This window comes from Pseudoalteromonas aurantia (assembly GCF_005886875.1).
Taxonomy (GTDB): Bacteria; Pseudomonadota; Gammaproteobacteria; order Enterobacterales; family Alteromonadaceae; genus Pseudoalteromonas; species Pseudoalteromonas aurantia_A.
Map to the genome: position 1 here is coordinate 1 of NZ_PNBY01000024.1, position 20,811 is coordinate 20,811.

Consider the following 20,811-nt stretch of genomic DNA (forward strand, 5'->3'; position numbering starts at 1 on the left):
TTCTCCAAAGAGAAAATCAATTGAGACTCTAAATTTTTTTTGCGTTGCTTCAATCTAAGAAAGAAGGTTCGCTGTTAGAACTCAATCTGTACGAGTGCCCACACAGATGATTGCTTCATATTTTTAAAGAACGTTGCGATGATTAAGCGCTTTGCTTTATCTCGCTAGGGCTGCGCATGTTACGCTTTCCTATTTTTTTGTCAACACTTAATTTTAAACATTTTCTTAAGTGAAAAGCTAAACTAAGTTTTACTTAACGCTGACCTCGTTTTAACTTGCTTTTCAGCGTGTTGCTCCGTGTCAGTGGGGTCGCATTATAGGGAGATGCAGAAAAAGCGCAAGCGTTTATTACAAAACAATGACAAAAACAGACTGTTCGAACAAAAAGCAGGCTAAAAGAGCCAGAATGCTGCATATACATACAAAAAAGCGCTAAATTAGCGCTCTATCGTCAATTGCCATGACATTCTATGTTGATAAGTTGCTTCTTGCTCTAGCTCACTTAACATAAGTGGATGCTCAGATAACCACTGACCTGCAAATGAAAAGTGTAAATGATCTGCTTTATCCATAGTTACAGCAAAATCGGCCAAGACATCATCTTTACGCCTCATAGATAGAATAACTGCTAACCTGGTTAAACGGATCAACCTAGTCGCTAATAGGGTTTGACTGCCAAGTCCGGTGAACAACTTTGAACTTAAATCAGCACGGTGACCTAAGGTAAGCGCGACAATTAGTTGTTTCTCTGTTTTGCTAAATCCTGGCATGCCGGTATTATTCAAAATATACGCGCTGTGTTGATGGTATTGTTTATAGTCAACCACGAGGCCTATTTCATGCAAATGTGCTACAGCTGTTAAAATGGGTGTTATATATGCCATATCCAACTGCCAAGATTGCGCCAACTGCTTAGCTAACTTCACACTCAGCTCCGTCACACGTTGAGCTTGACGTTTATCAACATGGTAACGTTCAGTGAAGCCATCTAATGTGCGATTACGAATATCTGTATTTTGAAAGTCGGATATCATGCTATAAAGCACACCTTCACGCAGCGCCCCTCCAGCAAGACCCATTTGTTGGATTTCTAAACTTCGAAACAAAGCAATTAAAATCGCTAATCCAGAAACAAACACCAGACGTCGCTCTTCACTCAAGCCTGGAAGCTGGAGTTGCGCAATGCTTGCATACTGCATCGTTTGTTTTTGAATTGCCAATAAGCGCTCAAGTGTCAACACTTCACTTTCGCCCGAAGCGGCTAATATTTCTTGAATTGCTTGAATAGTACCAGATGCACCGATAGCTAACTCCCAACCCATATCGATGTATTGCGATTGTATCGGAGCAATCTCTATCGCAGCCGCGGATATCGCTTTATTAAAATTATTTTTACTCAAGGTGCCATCACAAAAGTACTTTTCTAGGAAAGTAACACACCCCATATCTAAACTTTTATAAAGCTCAGCACTGAAACCCTGACCAATTACCACTTCAGTACTGGCGCCACCAATATCGATCACAAGTTGTCTACCTTGGCACGCCGACGTATGTGCCACACCTTTGTAAATCGTCTTAGCTTCAAGCTCTCCACTGATCACATTAATTTTGTGACCTAAAATACGCTCTGCTTCAGACTTAAAATGATCCGAATTTGTCGCCAATCGCAATGTCGCGGTTGCTACAATGCTGATATTTTGGGCCGGAATATCTTGTAAGCGCTCGGCAAAAAGCGCTAAGCACTCCCAGCCTCGCTCCATCGCCTCTACAGACAGCACATTCTTTTCATTCAACCCTGCGGCCAAACGCACTTTGCGCTTAACTCGGCCAATAGTATGAATACCGCCAGCCATATGTTTAGCAATTAACATATGGAAGCTGTTAGAGCCTAAATCTATAACAGCAAACACATTACTTTGTGGAAAATCTTGCCCCACTCTAAATACCTCTAGCTACTACCATGTATTCATAAACCACACTACGAGCGTGGTTTATGATGACTATTTTGACGACGTCCGTTATTACTACGATTACGTTGAGGACCCGAAGAGTAGTTACGCTTTCGTTGTATGTGCGGTTTAGTTAAATCATCGAGTAATGCTGACTTATCATAGTGAGATAATGGGATCGCATGCTCAATATACAGCTCAATTTCATGCAAATTATAAGCGTATTGCTCACACGCAAAACTAATCGCATAACCAGAAGCTCCTGCACGGCCTGTACGACCAATTCGGTGCACATAATCTTCACAGTCATCAGGTAAATCAAAGTTAAATACGTGACTCACTTCTGGTATATGTAATCCTCTTGCTGCAACATCAGTGGCAACTAAGAAGTCAATATCACCTTTAGTGAACTGCGCTAAAATTGCTTGTCGCTTTTTCTGGTTTACATCACCCGTTAATAGACCAACTCGATGCTTATCTGCTTTGAGCCATGCATACACGTTTTCACAACTTTGTTTAGTGTTTGCAAATACAATTGCTTTATCTGGCCACTCTTCTTCTATTAACGTAAGCAGTAATGGTATTTTGTCATCATGCGATGGATGAAATAACTCTTCTGCAATCAGTTTACCCGTTTTTACATCTGGCTCAATTTGAACATGTTCTGGGTTAGTCATGTGCTCAAAAGCCAATTCTTGCACGCGATAAGACAAGGTTGCTGAAAAGAGTAAATTTAGTCGCTCTGCTGTATCCGGCATGCGATTAAATAAATAGCGGATATCTTTTATGAAACCCAAATCAAACATTCGATCAGCTTCATCTAGTACAACAACTTCGATTTCATTGAGGCTATATGCGCCTTGTTTATAAAAATCGATTAAACGACCCGTGGTGCCAATTAAAATATCTACACCATTTTCAAGTTGAACCCGTTGTTTTTCGTAATCTTCGCCACCATATATCAAACCTAGTTTAAGATTACAGTGTGGCGCGATGATTTTTGCATCTTTGTGGATCTGAATCGCCAACTCCCGAGTGGGAGCCATGATCAGCGCTCTTGGGTGCTTTCTGGAAACACCTTTATTTTGCAACAAACGGTGACAAGTGGCTGTTAAAAAAGCCAAAGTTTTACCTGTTCCCGTTTGAGCTTGGCCTGCAATATCACGACCATCGCAGATAAAAGGCAAACACTTTGCTTGGATTGGCGTACAATATTCGAAGCCATTCTCAGCTAATCCGGCGACCACTTCCGGAGCTAGAGCAAAGTCAGAAAATTTATTATTGGTCAAATGTGTCTTAGTCATAGCAATTAAGCATAACGTTTAAACTTGCAATAAGAAACAAGAGTGTTTAAATACGCAGTAAATAATTCGCCTAATTCTAACGGAGAGCGTAATGAGCGACAAAATTATCCAACTAACTGATGACAGCTTCGAAGCTGATGTACTTAAATCAGCACAGCCTGTACTAGTAGACTTCTGGGCAGAATGGTGTGGCCCGTGTAAAATGATTGCGCCAATTCTAGATGAAGTGGCCAGCCAATATGAAGGCAAAGTGACCATTGGTAAATTAAACATTGACCAAAATGCTGGCACTCCACCAAAGTTCGGTATCCGTGGTATTCCTACACTTCTTCTATTCAAAGACGGTGCAGTAGCTGCAACTAAAGTTGGCGCATTATCTAAAACTCAGCTTGTTGAGTTTTTAGACGCTAACATCTAAGTATAAAATGACATCAATATCAGCGCATATTGATGTCATTTTACTCAACAAATTTTAATTTTTTATTTTTATTTACATAAAATTTGTTTAAAGACTGGACGACTAGCCGCCTACCTGCTAATTTATAAAACCACAAACCTTAGTAGTATCAAATCAACCTCTCTCGTTGTTACGAGAATGACAATTGTAATAAAGAACCCACCAATATGCATTTACGCGAACTGAAAGACAAGTCAATCAATGAACTTGTAAAACTAGCCGAGTCCATGGGACTTGAGAACGTAGCACGTCTAAGAAAACAAGATATTATTTTTGCTATTTTAAAAGCTCACGCTAAGAGCGGCGAGAATATTTACGGCGGCGGAGTTTTAGAAATTTTGCAAGATGGCTTCGGCTTTTTACGCTCATCAGAAGCATCTTACTTAGCTGGCCCAGACGATATTTATGTATCACCAAGTCAAATAAGACGCTTTAGTATGCGTACTGGTGATACCATTAGCGGCTTGATCCGTCCACCGAAAGACGGCGAGCGCTACTTTGCATTGTTAAAAGTAAACGAAGTTAATTTCGATAGACCAGAAAACTCTCGTACTAAGATTTTATTTGAGAACTTAACACCAATTCATGCAAACGAACGTTTTGTTATGGAACGCGGAAATGGCAGTAAAGAAGACATTACTGCTCGCGTATTAGACTTAGCATCACCGATTGGTCGAGGTCAACGAGCGCTGATCGTCGCACCACCTAAAGCGGGTAAAACGATGTTGCTACAGAATATCGCTCAATCAATTACTTACAATAACCCTGATGCTACATTAATGGTGTTATTGATAGATGAGCGTCCAGAAGAAGTCACAGAGATGCAGCGCCTAGTAAAAGGTGAAGTCATCGCTTCAACATTCGATGAACCCGCTAACCGTCACGTACAAGTGGCTGAAATGGTTATCGAAAAAGCAAAGCGCTTAGTAGAACATAAGAAAGACGTTATCATCTTACTCGATTCAATTACTCGACTAGCACGTGCATACAATACGGTTATCCCATCATCAGGTAAGGTCTTAACTGGTGGTGTTGATGCGAATGCATTGCACAAACCAAAGCGTTTCTTTGGTGCAGCACGTAATGTTGAAGAAGGGGGAAGTTTAACTATCGTAGCAACTGCCCTTATCGACACTGGCTCTAAAATGGATGAAGTTATCTACGAAGAATTTAAAGGGACTGGTAACATGGAATTACACCTTAATCGTAAGATTGCTGAAAAGCGTGTATTCCCTGCTATTGACTTTAACCGTTCAGGTACCCGTCGCGAAGAGTTACTTACCAAAGCAGATGAGCTACAAAAAATGTGGATCTTACGTAAGATCGTACATGAAATGAGTGAAATTGATGCGATGGAATTCTTAATTGATAAGCTATCAATGAGTAAAACTAACAATGAATTCTTTGATTTAATGCGTCGTAAATAACGTTTAAAATCAATAATAAAAACCTGCTTATGCAGGTTTTTTTATGCCTAAAATAAATGGAAGGATAACTGTTTTTGTTCTATACCTAGAGGGCCATTTAGTCGTTTTAGCAAGGACTTACCCACTCATGAAGCCTCAACATCTCATTGCTTGGCATTTTACTGCCAATTGCCTCTGTATATTTATTGTTATGATAACTTTTTCATTACCATGGGCTGTAACTATCACACTTTTGATCGTTTCAGCGCTAACCGCATTCATATTGGTGAAGTACATCAGCAGAGGCAATGCAAGTACGCCATATTTGAGTCAATTAGTGGCGGCATTATTAAAAGATGACAATATTGACCTCACCTATCGGTTTGACGAAAACACCCCCAACATTCCTCCGGCCTGTTTAGCCATTAATGCCAGCCTAGCGACCATCGAGCATTTAATTGGCGAGGTCTATTATTCATCATCTCGTTTATCACCTATGGCTGATAGCTTACGTGATACGTATTCATCAATGACACAAAAAGCGACTATTCAGCATGTCCACGGCACTGACTTAGAGGTCTCTTTCAAGCGGATGATCACGGTCGCACGAGAATTAGATGAAAATTTAGATAAAATTTACAGCTCAGTGGATGAAGCCACAAAAGCAGTCAAAAAAACTCGCATCGATACTGGTAAAAGCCAAGAAAGTTTAATGAGTCTTGCTGAAAACATTCAAGCAACCAGTATACAAATAGAGGCGCTCAAAGTCGATAGCGACGCTATCAGCTCAGTGATTGATGTTATCAACTCTATTGCCGAGCAAACAAACTTACTTGCATTAAATGCTGCGATTGAGGCAGCACGTGCAGGCGAACAAGGCCGAGGCTTTGCTGTCGTCGCTGACGAGGTGCGTAGTCTGGCCGCTCGAACTAGTCAATCAACCCAACAAGTACGTGATATGGTCTCTAAAATTCAAGCAGGCACAGACAGTGCGCACGACCTCATGTTGGCGGCCTTGGGGGAAACACAAACCACCGTGTCTTTATCACAAGCATCTACTTTAGAAGTTGATCAAATTGAACAAGCAATTTTAGATATTAATACTTTATCACAAAGTATACATGAACAAGTCAGTCGCCAAAAAGCGGTATCTGACGAAGCTCAAACTAGCATCGACTCTCTTATCGAGCTCAACTCCGACGCACTAAGTAGCTCTCAAATACAAGCAGTATCTAGTAATGATTTAATTAATTTAGCACGTAGTATCCATGCGAAACTTTCAATTTTCAACGTCAATTCTACTTTAGTTGATCACAACAAACGCGTAGATGACACTCGGCTGCACAAAATCGTGATTGATGAGGAGATGATGATGCAAAACAATAATTCAAACGATATTGAGCTGTTCTGAGGCCGCTGCTAACTTTAACTCATCACATAGAATCAGGTACAAATGTTGTGCCTGATTGTGGTCCGGTGTCGATAAAACATGATCCAATTGCTTCGCTGTATGCGCAATATCATGAAACCCAAAAGTAATCGCAGCACCGGCAAGACGATGACATGCATTTTTTAGGGGCTGTGTTTGATTACTTTCCCATAAGTCGATTATATTATATCGCTCTTCTTCTAACGTCTCTAAAAAGCTCGCCGTCAGATCTGACATATCAATCTGCATATGGGATGTAGAACACTCTTTATGCTCTAAATGTTTTGATAAAATTTGGTGCAATAATTTAGTATTTACAGGTTTGCCAATATGGCCCGTGAAACCATGCTCTAAATAACCTTTTATTTCTCGTGCCATCACATTGGCAGTTAATGCATAAATCGGCCCGTTAAATCCTGCTTGTCGCAGAATTCTGAACGCCTCTAAGCCGTCTACTTTTGGCATTTGTATGTCCATCAAGACTAAATCAGGAAATTCAGATAAACATACTTCGATGGCAGTTTCACCATTATTTGCAATAAACACCTCAGGTCCCATATTTGATACTAAACGAGAAAATAATGCACGATTATCTGAATGATCTTCCGCAATTAAGACTTTACCTGATAAAGCATCGAGCGTATCTGCTGCTATTTCTTGTTTTGAACTTCCAACGTACCGCTTCGCAAAGCACGGGATCTCGACTGAAAACTTACTCCCTTTATGTAATGTACTTTCAACACTTATTTTCCCACCCATTATATCGATGAGCTGTTGAGACAAAGACAACCCTAATCCTGAACCGCCAAAGCGACGAGAGATGCTATTATCTCCCTGCTGGAAACAATCAAAGATACTATTCAAATATTTCTCGTCCATACCAATACCGGTATCTTCGACAATAAATAATACCGCCCCTTCAGAGACCGATACCGTTAATTCAACACTGCCTTGCTCAGTGAATTTTACGGCGTTACCTAATAAGTTTATAAGCACTTGTTTTATACGTATGTAGTCAAGTTCAACTAAATATGTATCAAGTAGTTGATTATGAATAATGAACTTTAAGCCCTTTTGTACACAGGCATGTTGAAACATATCGCTAATATCGGTGATTAGGCCATCAAGTTCAAACTCGCTTAATTCTAATTCAAATTGCAACGCTTCTATTTTGCTCAAATCTAATACATCACAAATCAATTCACGTAAATGATCACCCTGCCTATGCACAACCTTCAGTGACTCTTGTAATGCGCTATCTCTTTGATGATCTAACAATAAAGCTTCCGTATGCCCCAAAATAGAGGTCAGTGGCGTACGTATTTCATGGCTAATATTAGCCAAAAACTGGCTTTTAACTTGATTTGCTTCTCGCAATTCGTCCGCTACTTGCTGTAGTTGTGCTGTGCGCTGTGCGACCTGACGACTCAATTCCGCTTTGGTGTGTTGCAATACCCTCTTGCGATATATGCTAATACCAGCAATCCCCAAAGAAAGTACCAGTAACACACCTAGCCACACCAGCTGTTCTCGTTGCTCTATCTGTAACTTTTGTAATGCTTGATATTGCTTCAGCGTTTTTATTTCTTGATTGAGTTCGTTTTCCGCTACGGTGGCTTGATACTGTTCTAATTTTTTACTTAAGCTTCTGCTCAATAGCTCTTTTGAGAGCTTATGATATGTTCGATAACTTTCGAGTGCTTGCTGTGGTTTATCTAAAGCAGCTTGAATAAAAGACAATAACAAATAGCCATCTTTTTCCCTACGTGCTGCCCCTGTTTCTTGAGAAATAGCAATAAATTCAAGTGTGCTCTCTCTCGCTTGGCTGTACTCTCCTCGAACGAACAGCGCTTGAGACAATGGGTACAAAGTCTCTCTTCGTCCATCGAGGCTGTCTACTTGTTCTGCATAATACAATGCAAAATTTGCTTCCGCTAAACTTTGCTCAACTTTACCTTCGTTCAAGCTCAAAGTTGCCAAATTTGCATACTCTATGCTCAGGTGTTGCCAGCTTTCGGTTGACTCATAATAAGCTATTGCAGCCATTTGATTTACACGAGACAGTTCCCAGCGCTCCGTGAGCCTATAAATCACACCTAGGTTTGCTTGCGACAATGCCCTACCATAGTTATCCTCTAGCTCAATGAATAACTTAATTGCACGTAATAATATTTTTTCCGCGACAGCATAGCGATATTGCTGAATATACACCCCTGAAAGATTCAGCATAATATCAGCCTCGTCCTGTTTATCACCATGAACTTCATAGAGTTGATGTGCTGCCACATAATGAATAATCGACAAATCCAATTGATGTGTCTGCATATATGTGAGGCCTAAATTACTGTGTATATTGGCAATTTCTAATGGATTATCACGTTCAGTGGCCATATTTAAGGCACGATGGTAAAGCGCAGCCGCTTGAATAAAGAGTCCTTGGAAATAAGTAGCAACCCCTTGAAACTTTACGCTGAAATAAAAAGCATCACTGAGCGGTTCATGTTCTGTCAGTTGTTCCAACTCACGGAAGTATTGGGTAGCAGTGGTATATTTTTGGTATTTTAATGCCTGACGACCAAGGCTTTCAATGAGTGATTCAAGTTGCTTTGGAGAAAGGTTCGGGTGCCCTCGTAATTGCGCACCTGCCCTGGCTACATGTTGCCATGATGACATATCATCTAATGCCATCAATTTATCGTCTAGAGACGTTGAGGCAGTTGTCGCTCCTGCACTCCAAGGCATAGCTACGCCCATAAAAAGTAGTAACCAAATAAGGCGTAAACCTGAAATACCCGTCATCCTTGACCCTCATTGAAATGCGAAATTTAATCGTGTTAAGGTGAAGATACACTAACTGAAAAGATCGAACAATGTTCAACCCACTGCTAGATATTATATTTACTGAACTCTCTGGGGGTAAAGTATTTAAAGTTCATACTTTAGCCGCAGTACTGACACAGCAAGGGAATTTACCGCCGCTCGATGACGAACCGAACAAATCGCTCTTTAAAAGAAACTTTTTGGTTATGAATGCACTCTTTCAACTACAAACAGAGTTACTTCAGTCCCAGCAATATTTGCATATCGACAGCATGAGTATTTATTTAAGCAGTAAGCTCGACAAGCAATTAATGATTGATAGCCCGTTGAGAGACTATTATTTAGATTGGCGTAATTATGATACCAGTACACAAGAGATAGAAGGTTTACTGACACACTTTTGGCAGACATTACACACTAAAAATAAGGTGAAACCTATCACTGAAACTCAATTGCAGGCTTTGTGTCAAGCTTGGCAACTTCCTTACCCCTTTACACAAAAGCAGCTCAGTAAAAAATGGCGGCAACACGCATTAGCCTCGCACCCAGATAAAAACCCCGCTGGGGGCGAGGTTTTTAAAAGGTTACACGATGAGTATATCAAACTGAAATCAGTGGCTAGTGATTTATTCGGCGCACCCTAAATTTACGCCCTTTCAGCTTACCCTCACTGAGCTTTCTAAAGGCTGGCTTAGAGGCATCTCTGGCGACCGCAACATACGCTGTATTGTCTAACACATTGATTTTACCAATTTGTGCAAATGCGATCCCTTGCTCACCGGTTAAACTGCCAACGATATCACCAGGGCGTACTTTTTGCTTTTTGCCACCGTCTATTTGTAAAGTGATCATTTCAGGTTTGTATGGTGCTTTGTCTAATAAACTATGTGCAGGCACCTGAGACGGCTCAAAGTCTCGGTCATACACATCCCCAATTTGAGCCACTTTAAACTCTTCACTCTCACCGTAAATTGAGCAAGCAAGTCCTTTCTTACCACCACGCCCTGTGCGACCAACACGATGAACATGAGTTTGTGCATCATGCGCTAAATGGTAATTGATCACCATATCCATATCGTCAATGTCTAAGCCCCGAGCAGCTACGTCAGTGGCCACCAAAATAGACGCACTTTTATTAGCAAAGCGAATGAGAGTCTGTTCGCGGTCGCGTTGTTCTAGATCACCATGCAGTGCCACCGCATTAAATGCTGCATCTTGTAAGTCGTCACATACTTTTTGTGTTTCAACCTTGGTATTACAAAACACCACACAACTTTGCGGTTTATTTTGTAATAGTAGTAAACGTAAGGTATTAAACCTCAACTTGTTATTGTCTAACTTATAAAACAGTTGTTTGATACTGGTGTTAACTACTTGGTCTTCAACCTTCACCATTTTAGGTTGATCCATAACACGCTCTGAGATCGCTTCAATACGCTTTGGAAATGTCGCGCTAAACATGAGGTTTTGACGATCGCTTGGTAAGTAGCTCACGATGTTATCAAGTGCATCGGCAAAGCCCATATCAAGCATTTGGTCTGCTTCATCGAGCACTAAAGTCGATACTTCATTAAAGTTAAGCGTGCCTTTAAATAAGTGATCTTCAATACGCCCAGGCGTGCCAACAATGATATGTGCGCCATGTTCTAACGACCCAATTTGTGGGCCAATGGGTACACCGCCACATAAAGTAAGAATTTTAATATTATGAATACCGCGTGCTAGTTTACGCATTTCAGTCGCAACCTGCTCAGCCAACTCTCGCGTTGGGCATAATACCAACCCTTGAATACGAAAGCGTGCTACATTTAAGCGAGATAACACACCTAAGCTGAATGCTGCCGTTTTACCAGATCCCGTTTTTGCTTGGGCAATGACATCTTTTCCAGATAATATGACTGGCAAACTTTGTGCTTGCACAGGGGTCATGTTTTTATAACCCAAATCACTCACGGTATCTAGAAGTGCCTGTTCTAAAGGCAAAGTGTTAAATGCGGTCGCGCTCACAGTACTATCTCATCAATAAAAAATATGCCCGATTTTAGCAGATTAAATGCGCTACGAATATCGCAGTGCACAGTATTTGATCTCATTTACGTTTGCATCACCTTTTGTTAATGCCACAATAATGCTTTGTACTCAGCTGTAATACCAAGGAAATCATGAAAAAACTATTTCGTACTTTATGTTTAGTGAGTTGCATCTCTAGCACAGTGCACGCTCAAGAGTTTTCACCAGAACAAATTCAACAAGTTGCACAAGTGCGTGAAGCTGCATTGAATAGTGATTTGAGTTGGCAGATCCTTGAATCATTAACCACAGAAATCGGTCCGCGTCTGCCGGGCACCAAAAATGATAAAAAAGCAGTTGAGTGGGCACAATCACAATTTAAGGCTTTGGCCTTCGATAAAGTATGGATTGAGCCTGCAACCTTTCCACATTGGCGTCGATACCACGAGTCAGCGTCAATCATCACACCAAGTGAACAACCACTGCACTTAACGGCGCTTGGAAATAGTGTGAGCACACCTAAATCAGGTATACAAGCTGAAGTGGTGTTTTTTGAAACTTTAGATGAACTCATTGCTTCGCCTGAAGGGAGCCTAAAAGGCAAAATCGCATTTATTAACTATCGTATGAATCGCCACATCGACGGTAATGGTTATGGGCCTGCGGTAAAAGCCCGAAATAGTGGCGCAGTAGAAGCGGCCAAAAAAGGGGCCATCGCTTACATGATGCGCTCAGTGAGCACCAGTCATCATCGCTTTGCGCACACAGGCGGGAGTCATTACAAAACGGGTGTGACCAAAATCCCAGCTACGGCCGTAGCTAACCCAGATGCAGACCAACTCGCTCGTTTATTTAAAAATGGCCATAAAGTACAGGTAAAGCTGAATATTCAAACTGAAGATTTAGGCGAAGGCACCAGCTATAATGTGATTGGTCAATTCAATGGCACCACACACCCTGAACAATATGTGCTGATTGGTGGACATCTCGATTCTTGGGACCTTGGTACTGGCGCGCTAGATGATGGCGCTGGCGTGGCATTAACCATGGCTGCAGCAAAACATATCAGTGATGTAAAACGTCCTAAACGCAGTGTTCGAGTTGTTTTATTCGCCGCAGAAGAACTTGGTTTATGGGGTGCAAAAGCCTATTTTAAGCGTCATGAAAAGACGCTCGATAATATCGTCGCTGCCGCAGAGTCTGATTTTGGTGCTGACGTCGTATACGGCTTTGAGTCCAATGTTGCAGCAAGTGCACTCCCTGTTGTCCGTGAAATCGCCAAACAATTAGCACCATTGAATGTAAAATATATCCGTAAAAATGCAGCGCGTGGTGGCCCTGATTTAATTCCACTGAAAAACACCACATCAGCTCCAATATTTGCGTTACATCAAGATGGTACTGATTACTTTGATTATCACCATACAGCTGACGATACATTGGATAAAGTTGACCCTAAAAAACTCCAACAAAATACCGCCGCTTATGCCGTGCTCGCCATGATGGCAGCTGATGCTAAAACAAAAATATCAGGAAAATAAATTCTTTTTCCTGATATACCCTGTCAGTAGTCGGCTTATTCATAGCTACTACTGACCGCACGCACGTTACAAATAGATACACTTTACAGAACAAGAAGCATTGCCCAATGTGGGTGATTTTCATACTATGTCGCTTTGATTTTATTCATTATAAAAGAGAAATGACATGGCCTTAACTACATGGCTCCCACCGATTTTGCAAAGCCTCTTCTCTGTACACAGTATTATTGAACGCACAGTCATAAAGCATTCTCGCTTTTTATTACTTATGTTATTTATATTAGGCGCCGGCTATATATACGTCTCTCACACGCAAAGTATCGCGCTACAGCAGCAACTATTGCAGAATCCAAAAATTGATGATGTCTATATTGTTGACTTAGGCCGCATTCAGACTGAGCGACAATATCAAGCGCAATATCGCATTGCTCAAGTACGACAAGTGGCAGAAAATAACATTGTGTTAGCACAGAGTGACACCACTTACCGACGCAAACGTGATGCACTACGTGCAATCAAACTAGATTCAGTCATGCTCGATGGCTTTTTTCGTACTGATCGCCTCACTTTTGAACGCCTACAGCTCGCCTCGCTTTTCGAAATTGATGCGATAGATGATGCCTATCGGGCAAGAGATATTTATGTCATGGGTGGCATTGTAAAACAGCGCCAAAAACCCATGCCGATTAATCATAAAATCACGTCAGATATCGGCCTAACTATGCACAATAACGAAGGGATCCGCTTGTATCACCAAAAAGATTTTACCCTCGCACTGGCTGCGTTTAATACTGCTGCCAAAGCCGGAGATGCATGGGCGCAATACAACTTAGCAGGAATGTTTGAGCTCGGTGAAGGGACCAACATAAACCTTACACAAGCCCATTACTGGTACCAGAAGGCTGCACTTCAAGGACACCAACGGGCGCAACATGCTTTGACCCTGCTTTGTGAAAGTCAGCCTCTCCATTGTAAATCACAGACACTTAGCGATACACACTAAAGTGACTCAACCGCTTGCTCAGTAAGCCAATGCTCAAATTCTAGTGCTGGGATTGGCCTACTGTGTAAATAGCCTTGGCTATAACCACACTGTAAAGAGCGCAAAAAATCTAGCTGAGGTTGTGTTTCAACGCCTTCTGCCACCACAGTAAGATTTAAATTACCGGCCATTGAAATAATCGCTTTGACCAATGCCCTGTCTTCTAGGTCATCAGGTAAATCTCGGATAAATGCACGATCGATTTTCAGTTTCGACAACGGAAAACGTTTTAAATAACTCAAAGACGAATACCCTGTGCCAAAGTCATCAATAGCCAGCTCAACTCCCATAGCACGCAATGTCTTAAGCTGATGTAAAATATTCTGTGAGTTATCTGCCAACACGGTTTCTGTGATCTCGATGGTTAAACAGTGACTCGCTAACCCCGTCTCTTGCAGTACTCGACCTATCACCTGTGCCATGTCGGCACGCTGAAACTGAATACTCGATACGTTCACCGTCACAAAAAATGATTGCTGAATGCGGTCACACCAAGCTTTCGCTTGTGAGCAAGCTTGGTATAACACCCACTCCCCTATAGTGATAATCAAGCCAAGTTCTTCACAAATGGGGATGAACTTATCAGGAGGAACACTCCCTAGCCCTTTGTTATTCCAGCGTAGTAACGCCTCTGAACCAATATGCTGACCATCCATGCTGATAATAGGTTGATAAAAAATACTGAATTCCTGATTAGAAAGCGCTTTATGCAATGCTCCTTCTAATTGGCGCCGAGCCTGTGCATGTTCGTGCATCGCTGCAGTATAAAACTGATAACAATTACGGCCATGCTCTTTGGCTTTATACATTGCACTGTCTGCATTACGTAATAATTCCTTTCTATCATTCCCATCATCAGGAAAAAAGGTAATGCCCATACTGCCGGATACAAAAGTTTCATGACCCTCAAGTTCAAACGGTGCCGATAATTGTTGTAGCACTTTACTGGCTATTTTTTCTATATCACTAATTGTGTCAATATCAGGTAGCAAAAGTGCAAACTCATCCCCACCCAGTCGAGCAACAATGTCAGAGCTGCGCGTACACTCTTTTAAGCGCTGTGCCGCCTCGATTAACAACAAATCACCAATATGATGGCCGAGTGTATCGTTTACTGCTTTGAACCTGTCTAAATCAATGAAGCAAATCGCCAATCGGCTAGTGTGTGTTTTGGCTCGTTCGAGCGTATGATCAAATTGCTCGTGAAAGTGTAACCGATTAGCAAGGCCCGTTAACGTGTCAAAATTAGCCTGTTGCCACATCATCTGTTCGTGATTTTTTCGCGAGGTAATGTCGTTAAATAATGCGACATACATTTCAATATTATGCTCATCATCAAACACCGCAGACACTTGCAACCAACTCGGATAAACTTCTCCGGTTTTACGCCGATTCCAAATCTCTCCTTCCCAATGTCCATGTTCGTGTAAATCTCTGTAAAGCTGACTAAAAAAAGTTGGGCCATGTCTGCCAGAATTAAATAAAGCGGGTGACTCCCCGAGCACCTCTTCTTGGCGATACCCTGTTATTTGGCTAAAAGCACGATTCACCATCTGAATTTTATTATCTTTATCAGAGACCAATACGCCTTCACTGGTTGTTGAAAACACCGTGCTGGCTAAACGTTGCTCACGCTCATTTTCTAAACGCACCGTAATATCTTGCAGTACGTAAATGAAACCTAAACGCTGATTTTTACCATCTCGCACATCATTTTTAGTCACATTGAAAGAACGAAACTGGCCCTTCACTTTTACTTGGCATTCTCTATTGGCATATGGTCCGTCCGGCAAACATCCTATCCCAGCCAACAGCTGAGTGATTGACTCGTTCGAGACACCTTGTGTAAACATGAAGTCATCACTCACCCGTGAATTAGCAGATAAAATATTGCCATTATCATTGGTAAAAATTAGGTAGTCTCCAATTGCATCAAAAATAGCACTTAGCCGTGCTCCTTGAGACTCTGAGCGCTTTTTAGCACGGCGTAACCGCATTAAAAATACCCCCAATACCAATGTTGCACCGCACAAGACCACAACAACCACACTGAATAATAATGTTTGAGTTTGGTTAACTTGCTTAATTTCTTGTGTTTGTAGCGCAACTTGTTGCTCTAAGTTAGCCTGATAATGCCACAGTGATTGTTGTAAGTATCGCTGCTCACTAATATCATGAACAATTGAAAATAATTGAATTTCATTATTTTTATCGCGAAAAGGCACGGAATGTACACTTACTGTGCGAATAGTTTGGTCAGCTAATTGATGACGAAAAATGAAATAGTTGCGCCCTTCGGCCACCGCATTTTTGCGCTCAATCGCGACTTGCTCAGCTGTAAACTGATTGATATCTTGAATTCTCAGTGTCAGCAAGTCACTTTCTGCATAACCATAAAACTCAGTGGCGGCGTTATTTGCAGCCGTAATTTGCCCTGAATTAGGGTCTATAATTAACATCACCGCGCTATTATTACGAAAAACCTGCCACGGTAAATCCAATGCCTTAGCGATACTGCAAGAGAGTAACAAAGCGATACTGATTATTGATATACCTATTTTCAATCCAGCCACCACCGTATACAAATTAGGCCCAGATAAAGACTATAGTGCAAAGCGACCTCAATGAAAATACACCAATCCTTAAGTATTGCACAATATAAAATAAAGCATTAATTATTGACACAGTTGAGCCTAAAGCTGTTAAGTACGTATAACAGCTTTAGCTGCCATTTCATAAATGGCTTGATATACTGCGTGTAATTTTAGGTGTCCTAATAGCAAAATGAAATATAAAGATTTACGAGATTTTATCAATCGCCTTGAAGAGCAAGGTGAATTAGTACGTATCACACAGCCTATTTCAACCAAGTTAGAAATGACCGAAATTGCTGACCGCACTTTGCGCGCTGAGGGGCCTGCACTGTTATTTGAAAATCCAATCGGGTTTGACATTCCAGTACTCGCCAATTTATTTGGCACCCCAAAACGGGTTGCCATGGGGATGGGGCAATCTGATGTCAGTGAGCTACGTGAAGTAGGTAAGCTATTGGCATTTTTAAAAGAGCCAGAACCACCAAAAGGGATTAAGGAAGCGTTAGGGCAGATCCCTGTTTTCAAACAAGTTCTAAACATGCCAGCTAAAGAAGTGCGTAAGGCACCTTGTCAACAAATCGTGTTGAGCGGGGATGACGTTGACTTAACTAAACTGCCTATCCAACATTGCTGGCCAGGTGACGCGGCACCTCTGATCACTTGGGGTTTAACGGTGACCAAAGGTCCTTATAAAAAACGTCAAAACTTAGGTATTTATCGCCAACAGCTAGTGGGTAAAAATAAAATTATTATGCGTTGGTTATCTCACCGTGGTGGTGCTTTAGATTATCAAGAGTGGTGTAAAGAGCGCCCAGGCGAACCGTACCCAGTTTCAGTGGCACTCGGTGCTGACCCAGCCACCATACTTGGTGCAGTAACCCCTGTACCAGATACATTAAGTGAATATGCATTTGCTGGCTTATTACGCGGCTCTAAAACTGAAGTTGTGAAATCAATTTCGAGTGATTTACAAGTACCTGCAAGCGCCGAAATTATCCTTGAAGGGTATATTGAACAAGGTGAAATGGCATCTGAAGGACCTTATGGCGACCACACTGGGTATTACAATGAAGTCGATGATTTCCCCGTCATGACCGTCACGCATATCACTCATCGTAAAAACCCGATATACCATAGTACTTATACTGGCCGTCCACCTGATGAACCTGCTATCTTAGGGGTCGCACTCAACGAAGTGTTTGTGCCTATTTTACAAAAGCAGTTCCCAGAAATTGTTGATTTTTATTTGCCGCCAGAAGGCTGCTCTTATCGTATGGCAATTGTCACTATGAAAAAGCAATACCCCGGACATGCAAAAAGAGTCATGATGGGTGTATGGTCATTTTTACGTCAATTTATGTACACCAAATTCGTCATAGTGTGCGACGACGATGTTAATGCAAGAGATTGGAATGATGTTATTTGGGCTATCACGACACGTATGGATCCAGCTCGTGATACCACCATGATAGAGAACACACCGATTGATTATCTAGACTTTGCTTCTCCAGTATCGGGCTTAGGCTCAAAAATGGGTATGGATGCAACAAATAAATGGGCTGGTGAAACAGACCGTGAATGGGGCGAGCCTATCGTTATGGATGAGCAAGTAAAACAAAAAATTGATGATATTTGGGACAGTCTAGATATACCAGTCAAGCAATAGGATAACCGAGGGCGCTATGATAAAGTGCCTATAGTTCATACAATAACAATTTACGCATGGGTAATGTTAACATGGCCCATGCTTACCGTGCGAAAAGGTAACACATGCAAACAGTTAATGCTGACGTGATAGCTATCACGCCACTTACAGACATTATTTATAAAGTGACGCTTAAGCCTGCCATTGCCGCAGAGTTTGAAGCTGGCCATTATTTACAGCTTGTTTTAGGGGAAAAAGACAAGCGGGCTTTTTCAATTGCGAGCAAGCCATCACAACAAAATGAATTAGAGTTACACATTGGCGCCTCAGCAGCAGATTCTTATGCAGCACAAGCCCTAGATCACTTAAGATACGCATTTGAACAGAAAACGCCTGTTGAATTGGAAGTGGGTCTTGGTGTATCACAACTTCGCATTGACTGCCAAAGACCGATTGTATTACTCGCCGGCGGTACTGGCTTTTCATATGTAAAATCAATGGCAGACCACTTAGCGGAAGTAGGTTGTGAACAACCTGTTTTATTCTACTGGGGTGTGAAAGAAGAATCAGCCTTGTATGCAAAAACGGAGATGGAAGCGTGGGCAGCCAGCAAAGAAAACTTCCACTTTATTCCGGTAGTTGAAACACCTCAAGACGCGTGGCATGGCCATACAGGTTACGTACACAAAGCGGTGATGCAAGACATCACATCTTTAGAACCCTACTCAATCTACATGGCAGGTCGTTTTGACATGATAGGCATAGTGCGCGATGATTTTATCAAGCACGGCGCAGTACGCGAACATATGTATGCCGATGCGTTTGCTTTTATAAAATAACGTCTGACTTTGTACAGCGCCATCCTACTTGGCGCTGTTTACCTTTAAAATCACTTCTTTTACCACACCGAAAGCATAAGCACCCACTATCCGGACGTTCTATCACACTTGCATTCTATTTTTTAAATCAAATCAATCTAATTAACCCGTTTTATAAATAAAAAGTTCCTGAGCATACTGTATTCATCAACACAGGAGCACTAAAATGAAAACTGTAAAAGAAATCATGACGACACATATTCCTGCAATTTATGCAGATTCCGAGCTCACACAAGCGATTGATGAACTACACCAACATGCGTTATTTTGCGCCCCCGTCCTAGACAAGCATAAACACGTAATTGGCTTTATCTCAGAGCAACAAATGTTGGCTCCTTTGCTACAAAGTAGCTATTTTTGTGAAGGTAAAGTAACAGTAAAAGAATTGATGACCGATACTGTGGTTTCTGTCAGTGACACGATGAATATTGTCGATTTAGCACAGCAGATGCAAGGTAATAAACCGAAAGTTTATCCGGTAATATCAAATAAAAAAGTAATCGGGCTTGTCACACGAAGCCAAGTCATAGAAGCGTTAAAACAAGATTACTTGAGCTGCTCTGTACATTAAGCAGCCCAAATAGAACGGATTAGCTATTAACTCGCTTTTTAGCTAACAATGCTTTTTTATCACTGTCACTTAAAAAGGCAATTTCTAATGCATTGCGCTGCGCTTGTTCTATATCTTGCGTCGTTAGTCCAGCCTCAGGTGCGGCAACGGCATACTCATTATCAAGTTCAATACCTTGAACTGCAGGATCATCGGTATTAATACAGGCTAAAATACCATGATCCAAGAAGCGCTTAAGTGGGTGTGTGGCAAGTTCAACTACCGTACTGGTTTGAATATTACTGGTTAAACATGACTCAATACCAATGCGGTTATCTCTTAGATAATCCATTAGCTTTGGATCTTCAATGGCTTTAACACCATGACCAATACGTGTTGCGCCTAGCTCATTAATGGCTTGCCAGATACTTTTTGCACCTTCGGCTTCACCCGCGTGTATTGTAGCACCTAAATAGGCATCCCTAACTTGTTTAAAATGTTCAACAAATAGCGCGCCGGGATAACCTAGTTCATCACCTGCAAGATCGATAGCAACCAAATCGTTTTTGCATGCCAATAATGAATCAAGCTCATACTGACATTTATCAACACCGAAGGTACGCGACATAATACCAATTAGATTCACTTTAATATCGGTATTGTGCGTTGCCGATTTAATACCATCAACCACCGCCTCTACTACGCCTTGAGCGTGTAAATCATGTGTTTGTGCCATATAGTAAGGGCTAAAGCGCAGTTCGGTATAATCCATATTCTGTGCAATCGCATCTTCTACGTTTTCGATGGCAATACGGCGACATGCATCATAATCACCAAGCACTTTGACACCCCAATCTAATTTAGCTAAAAATGCCATAAGGTTGGGGGCATTATCGAGTACTCGAACATGTGGGATCAAACCCTCAATATCTGTCGCCGGTAATGGCATATTAAACTGCTGACCAAGCTCTAAAATCGTAGTCGCTCTCACGTTACCATCTAAATGGCGGTGTAAATCAAGTAAAGGGAAGTTCTTATTGATCATAATTCACTCGGCTGCAGATAAAATTTTGCGGATCATACTTGCCTTAATATAAAGATCAAGGACACATGTCCATTTTTAGCACGGCTACCTCGTTATGCAAGTAAAAAAAAGCCAGCGTATTCGCTTAATGCCAGTCAGTTA

15 protein-coding genes are annotated in these 20,811 nt (G+C 41.5%); 9 read left to right on the top strand and 6 right to left on the bottom strand.

Annotated features, from left to right (window positions below; translation table 11 throughout):
- Positions 1-437: 437 nt before the first annotated feature.
- Together gppA and rhlB are read right to left on the bottom strand one after the other, a co-directional pair.
- Positions 438-1,937: a guanosine-5'-triphosphate,3'-diphosphate diphosphatase gene (gene gppA, locus CWC18_RS05465; RefSeq protein ID WP_138591458.1), complete on the bottom strand. Its 1,500-nt coding sequence runs from the start codon at positions 1,935-1,937 to the stop codon at positions 438-440.
- A gap of 41 nt (positions 1,938-1,978) precedes the next feature.
- Entirely contained in the window at positions 1,979-3,253 is a 1,275-nt protein-coding gene (rhlB, locus tag CWC18_RS05470) for an ATP-dependent RNA helicase RhlB (RefSeq protein WP_138674870.1), read from the bottom strand.
- Between the two features lie 91 nt (positions 3,254-3,344).
- Here rhlB and trxA point away from each other — a divergent pair, with 91 nt between their 5' ends.
- The 3 genes from trxA (at position 3,345) to CWC18_RS21695 (ending at position 6,527) form a co-directional block, all read left to right on the top strand.
- Entirely contained in the window at positions 3,345-3,671 is a 327-nt protein-coding gene (trxA, locus tag CWC18_RS05475; protein ID WP_138591456.1) for a thioredoxin TrxA, read from the top strand.
- Between the two features lie 206 nt (positions 3,672-3,877).
- The gene (gene rho, locus CWC18_RS05480; protein ID WP_138591455.1) at positions 3,878-5,137 is read left to right on the top strand and encodes a transcription termination factor Rho; all 1,260 of its coding nucleotides are present in this window, start codon (positions 3,878-3,880) and stop codon (positions 5,135-5,137) included.
- A 127-nt stretch (positions 5,138-5,264) separates the two neighbouring features.
- A complete protein-coding gene (locus tag CWC18_RS21695) occupies positions 5,265-6,527 on the top strand; it encodes a methyl-accepting chemotaxis protein (RefSeq protein ID WP_138591454.1) in 1,263 nt (420 codons plus the stop codon).
- Here CWC18_RS21695 and CWC18_RS05490 read toward each other — a convergent pair.
- The gene (locus CWC18_RS05490) at positions 6,504-9,344 is read right to left on the bottom strand and encodes an ATP-binding protein (RefSeq protein ID WP_138591453.1); all 2,841 of its coding nucleotides are present in this window, start codon (positions 9,342-9,344) and stop codon (positions 6,504-6,506) included. The two genes, CWC18_RS21695 and CWC18_RS05490, sit on opposite strands and share 24 nt — an antisense overlap.
- A gap of 71 nt (positions 9,345-9,415) precedes the next feature.
- Here CWC18_RS05490 and CWC18_RS05495 point away from each other — a divergent pair, with 71 nt between their 5' ends.
- A complete protein-coding gene (locus CWC18_RS05495) occupies positions 9,416-10,009 on the top strand; it encodes a DNA-J related domain-containing protein (RefSeq protein ID WP_138591452.1) in 594 nt (197 codons plus the stop codon).
- On the opposite strand, the gene dbpA is transcribed toward CWC18_RS05495, so the two are convergent.
- A complete protein-coding gene (gene dbpA, locus CWC18_RS05500; RefSeq protein WP_138591451.1) occupies positions 9,984-11,372 on the bottom strand; it encodes an ATP-dependent RNA helicase DbpA in 1,389 nt (462 codons plus the stop codon). The genes CWC18_RS05495 and dbpA overlap by 26 nt on opposite strands.
- A 155-nt stretch (positions 11,373-11,527) precedes the next feature.
- Between dbpA and CWC18_RS05505 the strand changes: the two genes are divergently transcribed.
- Complete coding sequence (locus CWC18_RS05505) at positions 11,528-12,916, top strand: M20/M25/M40 family metallo-hydrolase (RefSeq protein WP_138591450.1); 1,389 nt, start codon at positions 11,528-11,530, stop codon at positions 12,914-12,916.
- A gap of 166 nt (positions 12,917-13,082) precedes the next feature.
- Positions 13,083-13,919: a tetratricopeptide repeat protein gene (locus CWC18_RS05510; protein ID WP_138591449.1), complete on the top strand. Its 837-nt coding sequence runs from the start codon at positions 13,083-13,085 to the stop codon at positions 13,917-13,919.
- Here the strand turns inward: CWC18_RS05510 and CWC18_RS05515 are convergent.
- The gene (locus CWC18_RS05515) at positions 13,916-16,522 is read right to left on the bottom strand and encodes a sensor domain-containing protein (RefSeq protein ID WP_138674871.1); all 2,607 of its coding nucleotides are present in this window, start codon (positions 16,520-16,522) and stop codon (positions 13,916-13,918) included. The two genes, CWC18_RS05510 and CWC18_RS05515, sit on opposite strands and share 4 nt — an antisense overlap.
- A 220-nt stretch (positions 16,523-16,742) precedes the next feature.
- Between CWC18_RS05515 and ubiD the strand changes: the two genes are divergently transcribed.
- From ubiD to CWC18_RS05530, 3 genes are all read left to right on the top strand, one after another.
- Positions 16,743-18,218, top strand: coding sequence for a 4-hydroxy-3-polyprenylbenzoate decarboxylase (gene ubiD, locus CWC18_RS05520; protein ID WP_138674872.1), 1,476 nt, complete (start codon positions 16,743-16,745; stop codon positions 18,216-18,218).
- Between the two features lie 104 nt (positions 18,219-18,322).
- The gene (gene fre / locus CWC18_RS05525) at positions 18,323-19,036 is read left to right on the top strand and encodes an NAD(P)H-flavin reductase (protein WP_138591446.1); all 714 of its coding nucleotides are present in this window, start codon (positions 18,323-18,325) and stop codon (positions 19,034-19,036) included.
- A gap of 205 nt (positions 19,037-19,241) precedes the next feature.
- Positions 19,242-19,646, top strand: coding sequence for a CBS domain-containing protein (locus CWC18_RS05530; protein ID WP_138591445.1), 405 nt, complete (start codon positions 19,242-19,244; stop codon positions 19,644-19,646).
- Positions 19,647-19,665: 19 nt separating this feature from the next.
- Here the strand turns inward: CWC18_RS05530 and add are convergent, their stop codons facing one another.
- Positions 19,666-20,670 (bottom strand): adenosine deaminase, encoded by a 1,005-nt coding sequence (gene add / locus CWC18_RS05535; protein ID WP_138591444.1) that lies wholly within the window; start codon positions 20,668-20,670, stop codon positions 19,666-19,668.
- Positions 20,671-20,811 lie beyond the last annotated feature (141 nt).

Coding starts and splice junctions, on each gene's coding strand:
- fre (WP_138591446.1), top strand. CDS start 18,323: ATGCAAACAGTTAATGCTGACGTGATAGCTATCACGCCACTTACAGAC.
- CWC18_RS05510 (WP_138591449.1), top strand. CDS start 13,083: ATGGCCTTAACTACATGGCTCCCACCGATTTTGCAAAGCCTCTTCTCT.
- CWC18_RS05505 (WP_138591450.1), top strand. CDS start 11,528: ATGAAAAAACTATTTCGTACTTTATGTTTAGTGAGTTGCATCTCTAGC.
- CWC18_RS05495 (WP_138591452.1), top strand. CDS start 9,416: ATGTTCAACCCACTGCTAGATATTATATTTACTGAACTCTCTGGGGGT.
- rho (WP_138591455.1), top strand. CDS start 3,878: ATGCATTTACGCGAACTGAAAGACAAGTCAATCAATGAACTTGTAAAA.
- rhlB (WP_138674870.1), bottom strand. CDS start 3,253: ATGACTAAGACACATTTGACCAATAATAAATTTTCTGACTTTGCTCTA.
- CWC18_RS05530 (WP_138591445.1), top strand. CDS start 19,242: ATGAAAACTGTAAAAGAAATCATGACGACACATATTCCTGCAATTTAT.
- CWC18_RS05490 (WP_138591453.1), bottom strand. CDS start 9,344: ATGACGGGTATTTCAGGTTTACGCCTTATTTGGTTACTACTTTTTATG.
- CWC18_RS21695 (WP_138591454.1), top strand. CDS start 5,265: ATGAAGCCTCAACATCTCATTGCTTGGCATTTTACTGCCAATTGCCTC.
- trxA (WP_138591456.1), top strand. CDS start 3,345: ATGAGCGACAAAATTATCCAACTAACTGATGACAGCTTCGAAGCTGAT.
- ubiD (WP_138674872.1), top strand. CDS start 16,743: ATGAAATATAAAGATTTACGAGATTTTATCAATCGCCTTGAAGAGCAA.
- add (WP_138591444.1), bottom strand. CDS start 20,670: ATGATCAATAAGAACTTCCCTTTACTTGATTTACACCGCCATTTAGAT.